This is a genomic window from Muricauda sp. SCSIO 64092 (assembly GCF_023016285.1).
In the GTDB taxonomy this organism is placed as follows: Bacteria; Bacteroidota; Bacteroidia; order Flavobacteriales; family Flavobacteriaceae; genus Croceivirga.
The window spans coordinates 310812-321829 of record NZ_CP095413.1 but is presented as its reverse complement, the minus strand read 5'-3'; the positions used below and the strand labels follow the sequence as shown (position 1 = coordinate 321829).

Below are 11018 nucleotides of genomic sequence, written 5' to 3'. Positions count from 1 at the left end.
TAGTATAGGATTAAGAAAATGAAAAAGTATATAACAATTGGTGCAGTTGCCTTTCTGACCTTGTTTGGCTGTACGGACGATTTTGAGGAAATCAACACCAACCCGAACGAGCCAGAAGTGGTCAGTTCAGATTTGTTGTTGTCAACCGTCATTTCCACTTTGGCGACCACTGCAGCTGATGCTAGCGGATGGGACAGGGGAAATATCGTGGCACAATTGACCGCTAAAATCAACTTTACCGGTTTTGATCGGTATAGTTGGGGATCGGAGTCAGGTCTTTGGAACACCTACTATGGCATACTTCCGGAAATAAATATCATCCTTGAAAATGCCAGGGCCGAAGAAAGTAGAAATACCAGTTACGAAGGTATCGCACTTACGCTTAGGGCGTACGTATTTGCAAACCTTACCGATAATTATGGTGATGTGCCATTTTCTGAGGCAATTAGGGGTATTGAAGGGAATTTTACCCCGGCTTATGATACACAGGAAGATATCTACGAAGGTATTTTGACTGATTTGAGTACGGCAGAGGCGCAATTGGCATTGGGTCAACCAATATTGGGAGGAGATGTTTTATATGGTGGTGATATTGAAAAATGGCGAAAATTTGCCAACTCACTTCGCTTGCGTTATTTGATGCGCGCGTCAAATAGACTTGAAGGGGGATTTGTTTCCATAGAGATGGCCTCAATTTTGGATTCCGGTATTTTTATTGCCACCAATGAGGACAATGGGGCCATGGTCTATCCAGCTTCCACCCAAATTGATTCATGGCCAATTAGTACAGGACGAATTGGTGGTTTTGACGAACATCGCATGAGCGAGACCAGTGAAGCAACTTTAAAGCAGTTTAATGATGGCCGTCTTGAAGCATGGTTTCAACCTACCGATAACCCGGAGGACGATCCAACACTTTTTGTAGGTTTACCAAATGGGTTAAGTGAGGATGCGGCCTCCACTTTCAATGGTGGGGCAAGTAATGTTTCCCGTTTGAACCAAGCTTTCTTTTACGATAGTCCAAATTCCGTAAAAGCGGCAATTATTCAGGCTGCCGAGGTGCACTTTATCTTTGCCGAAGCCTTTCAAAGAGGGTTGTTGAGCGGTGGGGAGGCGGAGGTTTTTTATAATGAAGGTGTTCGCCTGTCCTTTGAATATTGGGGCGTAGATCAAGATGTTCCCTCGTATTTGACCCAGCCAGGTGTGGCATATGATGGGGAATTGGAGACTATAATTACACAGAAGTGGTTGGCCTCTTTTTTGGTTGGCCTGGAAGGTTGGTATGATTTCAGAAGGACTGGCTTTCCTTCCGCAATCGTTCCTGGTCTCAACAACACCAATGCAGATAGGGTTCCCGTAAGGTTTTTATACCCGGATTCCGAACAAACATTGAATGGGGACAATTATCAGGCGGCAGTTTCAAGATTTGGAGGGGATGACATTAATACTAAAGGATGGTGGGAAAATTAAAAAGAACAGTGTTTAAGCATTTTTTTCAAGTAGGTATGGCAACGACCATAGGAATTCTATTCCTATGGTCTTGTTCATCCAAGAACACTACCGAACTTCACAAAATTGAACACATAATTGTTATCGGGGTAGATGGTATGAGTCCGGATGGGATTCAAAAAGCTGAGACCCCAATGCTGGATACCATGATTGCCAACGGCGCCGCTACAATGTACGCCCGTTCGGTGTTCCCATCAAGTTCAAGTCCCAATTGGGCCAGTATGCTAATGGGAGCAGATACGGAGCATCATGGTATCACCTCCAATGCTTGGCAAAAGCATGACCACAAATTACCTCCGGTAGTTGTGACCAAAGAAGGAACTTTTCCAACAATTTTCACCCTGTACAACGATCAGACGCCGGAAGCCCATGTGGGCGCTATTTATGACTGGGACGACTTTGGCCGACTCTTTGAAAAGACAGATGTTGCTTTTGACATTAACGGCGACCACGAAGATGGCACTACCACCGATGCCGTGGCCTACATTAAAGAACATCGTCCAAATTTCACCTTTGTACACTTAGATCATGTTGATCATGCCGGGCACAGAGTGGGGCATGGCAGTTCTGGATACTACACCTCCGTAGCAAAGGCGGATTCCTTGATATCGGAAATTGTGGACGCCACCAAGGCAGTCGGAATTTTTGGAAAGACCATGTTCATCGTAGCTTCTGACCATGGTGGATTGGGCTATGGTCACGGGGGCGAAAGCCCTGCGGAAATGACAGTTCCCTTTATACTTTATGGCGCAGGTATCAAAAAAGGCTATACCATCGAGGAAACGGTCTACCAGTTTGACAATGCATCGACCGTAGCTTATGCTGCGGGTTTGGAACAACCACAGTCATGGATCGGCAGACCGGTAAAAGGGGCTTTCATTGGAAATGAAAAACCCGTAATCAGGTATAAAAAAAAGGAAATGATAACGGCTCCCCGGATTTTGCCCAGCACTGGCCATTTTACCCCTGCGGGTGGTGTGTTCAGGGCGGACTCCGCTAAGGTAGAAATGCAAAACCCGAATAATGACGGCACCATTCACTTTACTTTGGATGCCACTGAACCGACTGTTGAAAGCGAAGTGTATGGAATGTCGTTTTATCTTGGTCGGACAACGGTTGTCAAGGCAGCGGTCTTTATGGAAAACGAAAGCCAAAGTACGGTCTCGGAAGGTAATTTCCGACTTATCCCTGAAACCAAACCTGCTCCTGTGATGTACGAGGTCTTTCATGGCGATAAAATGGAACGCTTGCCTGAATTCAAAGTGCTAAGTCCTGTTTTCAAAGGAAAAGTGGATGATTTCTCACATGTCGGAATTTTGGGAAACACGGCAAGGAAAGAACAGGTGGCCTTGGTGATGGAAAGTCACCTGGAAGTAGATTACTCGGGCAAGTATACTTTCTTTATCAATAGTGATGATGGTAGTAAATTGTATGTCAATGGCTTACTTCTTGTTGATAACGATGGTAATCATGGTGTGCTCGAACGAAGCGGAAGCCTGGACCTGGAAAAAGGGAAGCACCTCATAAGGGTGGAGTTCTACAATGGCGGGGGCGGTTACCATTTGGATGTACGTTATAAGGGGCCAAATGTGCCCAAACAGATCATACCGTCCAATAAACTTTATACAAAAGCCAATTGAACAGCGCTATGGATATTGGAACCAGAAAAGCGGGGGCAGTGGTCATAGGAGCCGGAACCATTGGGGCGGCTACGGCATGGCATTTGGCAAAAAGGGGTGTAAGGGACGTAATGTTGGTAGATCGCAATCAAGTAGGAACGGGTAATACTTCCAAAGCCGCTTCCCTAATGACCTCAATACGTCACAAAGAAGCTATGGTACCCCTAATAAAGGAAACCTATGACAATATTGATGAGATAGAGAACCTTACAGGTGAATCTGTCGGAAAACAGACCGTAGGAACCTTACATATAGCAGCATCCCCAACCACATCACGAACTTTGAGCCAGCTAAGGGAAATTGCCGATAGGCACCAAGTGCCTTATCAAGAACTGGATAGCGAACAGCTTCAGGAAAAACTACCATGGTACAATGCTGAAAAAGCGGTTCGGACCTTGTTTTTCGAGCACGATGCTTTTGTGGATGCCTACGTGTTGGCCAAAGTGTTTGCCGAGGCGGCAAAAAAAGAAGGAGCTTTGGTAATACAAAACACCGAAGTGTTGGAACTTGTACGACAAAACAAGACAATGACCGCAGTAAAGACCAATAGGGGCACTATTGAGACACCTATTGTTGTAGATGCTGCCGGTGCTTGGGCCAATCAGCTTTCGCTACAGGTCAGTGTACCCATACCTATGGCCCCGGTACGAAGCATTTACTGGATTACGGAAAAGAACGAAAACCTATTTCCAAAAGACCAGCCCATGGTCTCAATGCCGGATGCCATGGCCTATTCACGACCGGAAGCTGGTGGACTGCTCTTTGGCCTAAGGGAAGAGAACAGTCCGCACTTCCATCCCGACAAACTGGAAAAAGCGCCTAATTCCGAATTTTTGGGAAATCCTGAAGACCAATGGGATATTATTATGGAGCATGGTCAGGATTTTGCTTCTTTTTTTCCTGGGTTCGAAGACTTGGGTATTGAAAATTGTATTACCGGTATATCTACCTATACTCCGGATGGGTATTACACCTTTGGCGAGTTGCCCAGTGTGGCCAAGGGTTTTTATGTGGCGGCGGGGTGTTCCGGGGCAGGTGTGGCCGGTTCGGGAGGTATTGGCAGAATGATTTCGGAAATGGTATTGGGGCAAGAGCTTTATGCCGATCCAAGTGCATTCCTGGTGGATAGGATAACTGATTTTGATCCTATGTCAGAAGCATTTAGACAACGTTGTGCCGACGCCCGAAGCAAAAAGAAGGATGGAGGCTGAACATGGGGCGAATCACCCGAAAGCAGGGTTTCGGAAGGAAGTATGTGAAATCCATTAAATAAACGGGTATTTTCAAAATGGAATTATGAATGGTGATAACCAAAAAAAAGAAGTGCAGCGGTTGGTGGAAGGCGATATCAACCTTTCTACGGCCAGAAAAAAATGGTGGGAGGAACAACTGGCACCAGCAACCCGAGAATTGTTGCGTCGGGATGCCAATTGTTTTGTACACCAAGCATTATCCACTCCTTGTCTGGATGCCCTGGAGCATTGCCAAGGGGCTTATATTCAGAATTTGGAGGGTAAAAAATACTTGGATTTTCATGGCAACAATGTGCACCAAATAGGGTTTTCACATCCAAAAATGGTGAGTCGTCTGGTAGATCAGCTCCAAAACCTGACTTTTTCCACCCGTAGGTACACCAATGAGGTGGTAGTCCAGTTTGCCGAAAAGCTATTGGCTACTTTGCCCAATGCGCTTAACAAGTTGTTATTGACCCCGAATGGCAGTTCGGCAATAGGCATTGCGTTGAAATTGGCCAGGGCGGTAACCAAAAAACACAAGGTAATATCGTTCTGGGATTCGTTTCACGGGGCGTCGTTGGATGTGGCCAGTGTGGGTGGCGAAGCCATTTTTATGGACCATATGGGGCCTGTCGCCACGTGGGCCGAACGTATTCCACCCCCCATAACCTACCGGGGAATTTTTGAGGGCAATGAGTCCAAAGCATTGGAATATTTAGAATATATATTGACCAAGGACAACCAAATAGGGGCGTTTTTGGCAGAGACCATTCGCAATACCGATGTACAGATACCCTCCAAAACCTTTTGGCAAGAGGCCCGAAAACTATGTGATAAATATGGGGTACTGTTGATTTTGGATGAAATTCCGATTGCTTTTGGTAGAACGGGTAAAATGTATGCATTTGAGCATTTTGAAATTGAACCCGATATTTTATGTTTGGGTAAGGGACTTGGTGGTGGAATCTTTCCACAAGCAGCGGTCGTGACCCGTTCTGAATACAATAAATTTCAACACATCTCCCTTGGCCATTACACCCATGAGAAGAGTCCTATGGGAGCTATGGCGGGGCTCACCATGCTCGAAATCATTGAAGGGGAAAACCTCCTGAAAAAAGTTGTGCAGGACGAAACCTTTATGGGCTTGGCCTTGAAGCGTTTTCAGAGGAAATATAAACTCATTGGTGATGTTCGTGGCATGGGCCTTCTTTGGGGCATGGAATTGGTGGCTGATAGGACAACCAAGGAAAAAGCTGTTCAGGAAGCTGAGGAGATTATGTACAATTGCCTTGAAAATGGGTTGAGTTTTAAAGTCTCTAAGGGAAATGTGCTGCAATTGTCCCCAGCCTTGACCATTTCTCGGGAGGAACTGCAAACTGCACTTTCCATTTTAAATGAATCGTTTTTAAGAACAAATACCATTGCCTAATGAAAAAAACAATCTTCCTTTTGGCGTTTATGTCGCTAACAATAAAGGCCCAACAAAAGACAGAATTTTTAATTCGCCCGTATCTACAGGATGCCGAACCAACCAACATCAAAATTCTTTGGGAAACCAATCAGGGAGGGGAAAGTATTGTGGAGTGGGGACCAACCCCAAAATTGGGTAAAAAGACATCAGGGAAATCCTATGCGGTCAATTACGGTCCTTCAAGAATCCATGAAGTACAGCTAACAGGTTTAAAGCGGTTTACGGAATACTACTATAGGGTACGAACGGCTAATGCCGTTTCGGAGATTTTTCAATTCCAGACCCCTCCTTTTGCCGAAGACAACGAGTCGTTCAATTTGTTGGCAATGAGTGATATGCAGTATGATCGGAACTATCCAGGGAAGTTCGGGGAGATCGTCAATGAGGGGATACTGCCATTTTTGAAGTCACATTACGGCGGGGAAATTCAGGACAACCTGGCGTTGGTCATGATACCAGGGGATTTGGTTGAAAATGGAAGCAAATATCACCAATGGAAAGAACACTTTTTTAATCCAGCGGAAGGCCTCTTCGCCCAAGTTCCGGTGTATCCTGTATTGGGCAATCACGAACGTAATTCATTGTATTATTTTAAATATTTCAGCTTACCGGAAAACGGTGACCCTGCCTATGCCGAACATTGGTGGTACAAAGATTATGGCAATATTCGAATCATCGGATTAAATTCCAATGAAGGTTATGACGATTTAAGGGAACAAAGGGAGTGGCTTAAAGAGGTATTGGACAAAACCGCTAAAAATCAAAAAATTGATTTTGTTTTTGCCCAATTGCACCATCCCCATAAATCGGAGCTTTGGTTGCCAGGGGAAAGCGAATCAACGGGCAAAGTGGTAAAAATGTTGGAGGAATTCACCACAAGGACCGGTAAGCCCAGCCTGCATTTCTTTGGTCATACCCATGCATATTCCAGGGGACAGTCACGGGACCATAAACATCTTTGGGTCAACGTTGCCACAGCTGGGGGTGCCATCGACAACTGGGGCGAGTTTGAAGGTCGTGATTATGATGAATTTACCTTTAGTGATGATGATTATGGTTTTGTCATGGTTGAGGTTGACAATGCCGATCCGCAAAACGCAAAAATGACCATAAAACGGGTAAGCAGGGGCAACGAAGCCATGTTCAGAAACAATCTGCTAACGGATAGCATCACAATTTTTAAAAAAGAAAAAAAACCAAATACCCCGGACGCCCAATCACCCGCCAATGGCAAAGTGGTTGAAATAACGGGGACTTTGCTTAGGGCGAAGCCATTCAAAAGTGATTTTGAGGGCGCTTTTCATGCGGCTTCACATTGGCAGGTAAGTACGGATTCTTCTTTTGAAACATTGGTATTGGATAGTTGGAAACAATATGAAAACTGGTATTACAAGGAGAATAGACAACAAAATGATGACCTCACGGATGAACCCACCAAAAGATTGGAGAAAAGTACCCAGTACTTTTGGAGGGTCCGTTATCGCGATCAATACCTAAATTGGAGCGACTGGTCACCTACGGCAACCTTTAAAACACAATGAAACGGCTATCCCCGTTTTAGTAGGGCAAGTGGCAAATAGATCCTGTCCTTGAATGTACCGAGAGGATGCGGTTTGGAATTTGACCGATTTGTCAAGGCAGTCAACATAAACTGTTGGGGTGAACAGTAGTATGATAACGACTTTTCTTGGGTCTTCCATATTTCATCCGTTCAATTTATGACCGGTCCATTACCTTGAATGTGTTCACCTTTCCTTAAACTGGAATGGAGGTGATATGATTCCCACTTTTACGAATTTAAACTTTGGGACCCGCTATTGTTCGTCAATGGAAAGGGTATTGAAAAAGTGTTGCAATGTTTTTACGGTAAACCGATCCGTATTAATGGACCAAATGTGTGCTTCATGGGTATTGGGCCCTGGCATCAAAATTGAGTTATTGGTTATAGCATGGCATTATCTATTTGTTCAATTTTTATCACGCGCTAAAGTTCAAGGAAAGAGCCTTGCTGCATCTGTGGTAAAATAGGTTTTTTGGTATACCAATCTACGGTTTTCACTGATGTGGACAATCCTTTATTTCTAAAAGGGGAAGTACCTCAGAATTCACTATATTTGAAACGTACCAGAGCAAAGCAGAGCAGAAGTTATATGCAAGAAGCAACCATCAAAATCAATGTTTCCAGTAACGTGCCCAAATACCTTCAGATTGTTGGAATCGTAAAGGATTTAATCAGGGAAAAAGTGCTTGGGGTAGGAAGTCCGTTGCCTTCCATAAGGCAGATTTGCCTTGTAAACAGTCTGTCCCAAGAGACTGTTCTTAAGGCTTATAATGAATTAAAGGAGTCCGGGATCATTAAGGCTAGGGAGCGGCAAGGGTATTATGTACAGACCGATCGCGTGGATTACCGCAAAAACGTTTTTTTGCTTTTTGATGAGCTTTCCGAGTATAAAAAAATCCTATACAATACGATCAGGGAAGGTCTTCATAAGGGTGGGGTTCGTACTAAAATATTCTTCCACCATTGCGATATTGATGTCTTTGAGTCATTGATCGTAAATAATAGGGAAGGCTTTAATATGTTCGTCATAATGCCCTTTGCCCATAAGAGGATTCCAACGGTTTTGGATAGGCTTAAAGGAAAGGAGGTCTTGCTTCTGGACCGTAAGGAAAATCTTGATGTGAACAAGTTCAATTTTATTGCCCAGGATTTTGACAACGCGGTTTTTGATTGCCTGGCATCCGCTTTGGACCGAATCAAAACATACCAGCGTTTTGTTTTGGTATTTCCAGATACTGATTCAATTGCTTCCAATGCATTTAAAGCCCCTATCGATATTAAAGTTGCTTTTTCCAGATTCTGTTCCCATTTTGGAGTTGAACATCAAATCATATCTGAGGTTGAAGAGGTCCGCCCCGGCCAAGCCTTTTTCTTTGTTGATGATATGGACATGGTAAAAACCATTGAACTTGCCAAGGATAAAGGCATGAAGCTCGGTAGTGACATTGGCATGTTATCGTACAATGATTTTCCGCTTAAAAGAGTGGTCGGGGAGGGGATAACCGTTATCTCGACCGATTTTGTCCAAATGGGGAAAGCGTTGGTGGATTATGTGCTTAAGGATACACGGACAATCAAATCGATTGTTCCAACAGAACTTATTCTTAGAAACTCATTGTAAAGTATTCAAAGTAGCGGTAATCGGTCTACAAAAAACAAAAAATGATGAAGTCGAATAGAATAGTGAAAGTCGAATTTTTAATCTAGGGATAATGGGCGGAAAACCAGCTTGCAAAAGCCGCTAACCAGATATAAAACCCTTGGGGCCACCCAAAACAATTACACCATGAAAACCTTAGTTTGCATTCTTCTTTTCGGTTTTGTTTTTTCAAGTTTGTCCTTTGGACAATTGACTGACAATACAAAGCGTGAAGGGGATAAATCCGACCCTGCAATCAATCCAATATATAAGTACTATGAATGGGAAAACGAGATTCCCAATGATTGTCCTTATGAACGGTCCAAGGATATCACAAAGGTGATGTTTACAGGTAGGTACGCCAATTATACTGCAGCAGATACCTGGTATTTGCAATCTGCAAATGATGGCAACCTCTATTCCTGTTGGACGGATGGGGAAATGGACGGCTTCTCCACCAATTCCAATATTCGATCAAATGCGGTAGGGCAGGCCAAAATAATAGGGCACGACCCCGTTAACCTTAAATTCCAAAATCTGGGTAGAATGTGGGCAGGGGGGACCAATTATTACCCTTGCGTAAGCCTTATTGTTGATGACGTATTCTACATAGGTACCTACAATGCCTTTAACCATGAAGGTTATTTTAATGGGTTCAGGTATTCGAAAAACTGGAATCATTTTACGGCCAATACGGAACCGGATTGGAAAAATCAATATTGGACCAACGCTATTGACCTGGATGGGAACTTTTTTAATGAAACCGGGATAGCTAAATTCCGTGCGGTACATGCGGTAAATTTTGCTAAGAACAATAAGGCTGAAGATGAACGGATTTATTTGAGTGCCCATGGATATAGCTCAGGAAACGGCCAGAATAACTGGGATAAAGGGGATGCCATTTATTTATGCCGGACCCATGCCACTTCGGAAGGTATTACCCAAGCGGAAAACTATGAGTTTTTTGCAGGACATGCCGAAAATGGCAAACCCATCTGGATGAAAGAGGTAGCGAACGCCAAACCCATTGTGGATTGGCCCAATCATTTGGGTAGCGAAAGCATAACGTACTTCCCAAAGATGGACAAATACATTCTGATAACCTGTAGATTAATGGAGGAAGAGGAGAACCTACCTTATAATATCACTGTTTTTTGGGAGGCCGATGAGATAACGGGCCCCTATAAAATTGTACATTACATGAAAGATTGGGGCGCTCAAACCTATTTCCCCAACATACCGTCCCAATTCATTAACGATGATGGTACCAGCGCATGGTTGACCGTTGCCAGTAATTATAGTGTACAAAACATCAATCCGCATCAAAATCGTTATGCGGCATCCATGCATGAGCTTGCCTTTGTTTTAAAAGATGCACCTTTTGAGGAGGTAAAGCAGGATTTAAGGAACATAGCCCCTATGGCAAAAGTCTGGGCGACCTCATTTGAAGAAGAGAGTAAGCCCGAGGCCGCTATTGACGGCATCATAGATATTGATAACAAACAAAAGGCGTTCGAATGGATTTCCAATGAAGGCAAAGGGGCCATGCTAAAATTGGAGTGGGATGAAGAAAAAACAATAGACAGGATACGAATATATGACAGTCCTGCCGGAGACAGATGGACCAAGGAAGGGTATTTTGTGTTCAGCGATGGTTCCATGGAATGGATGTATGCAGCCCCCTCCAATAGTGCTCAAACCCCTACGGAGATTAGGTTCCCTGCAAAAAAGATAAAATGGGTGAAATTCACCATAACGGATGGAATAGCGGATATGTCCACGGCATGGATTCCAGGACAAAGATTAGGAGTTTCCGAAATTCAAGTGTTTGAGGCCACCCAATAAATTGCGGCACTACTGGTCGTAGGTGAAAAAGAGACCATTTTATGGAATTGTATTATTTGAAACTACAGGAAAACGCAGA

The 11018-nt window shown here is 44.0% G+C and carries 7 protein-coding genes; all 7 read left to right on the top strand.

What is annotated here, in order from left to right; genetic code table 11:
• Positions 1-18 precede the first annotated feature (18 nt).
• Positions 19-1470 (top strand): SusD/RagB family nutrient-binding outer membrane lipoprotein, encoded by a 1452-nt coding sequence (locus tag L0P88_RS01260; RefSeq protein ID WP_247132834.1) that lies wholly within the window; start codon positions 19-21, stop codon positions 1468-1470.
• 8 nt (positions 1471-1478) lie between these two features.
• Positions 1479-3149 carry an alkaline phosphatase family protein gene (locus tag L0P88_RS01255; protein WP_247132833.1) on the top strand — a complete coding sequence of 557 codons (1671 nt, stop codon included), beginning with the start codon at positions 1479-1481 and terminating at the stop codon, positions 3147-3149.
• An 8-nt stretch (positions 3150-3157) separates the two neighbouring features.
• Positions 3158-4399: an NAD(P)/FAD-dependent oxidoreductase gene (locus L0P88_RS01250; RefSeq protein ID WP_247132832.1), complete on the top strand. Its 1242-nt coding sequence runs from the start codon at positions 3158-3160 to the stop codon at positions 4397-4399.
• Positions 4400-4484: 85 nt separating this feature from the next.
• Complete coding sequence (locus tag L0P88_RS01245; RefSeq protein ID WP_247132831.1) at positions 4485-5852, top strand: aspartate aminotransferase family protein; 1368 nt, start codon at positions 4485-4487, stop codon at positions 5850-5852.
• A complete protein-coding gene (locus tag L0P88_RS01240; RefSeq protein ID WP_247132830.1) occupies positions 5852-7435 on the top strand; it encodes a fibronectin type III domain-containing protein in 1584 nt (527 codons plus the stop codon). The genes L0P88_RS01245 and L0P88_RS01240 overlap by 1 nt, the downstream gene beginning before the upstream one ends.
• 573 nt (positions 7436-8008) lie before the next feature.
• Positions 8009-9076, top strand: a complete 1068-nt coding sequence (locus tag L0P88_RS01235; RefSeq protein WP_247132829.1) for a GntR family transcriptional regulator — start codon at positions 8009-8011, stop codon at positions 9074-9076.
• 165 nt (positions 9077-9241) lie between these two features.
• The gene (locus tag L0P88_RS01230; RefSeq protein WP_247132828.1) at positions 9242-10939 is read left to right on the top strand and encodes a hypothetical protein; all 1698 of its coding nucleotides are present in this window, start codon (positions 9242-9244) and stop codon (positions 10937-10939) included.
• Positions 10940-11018 lie beyond the last annotated feature (79 nt).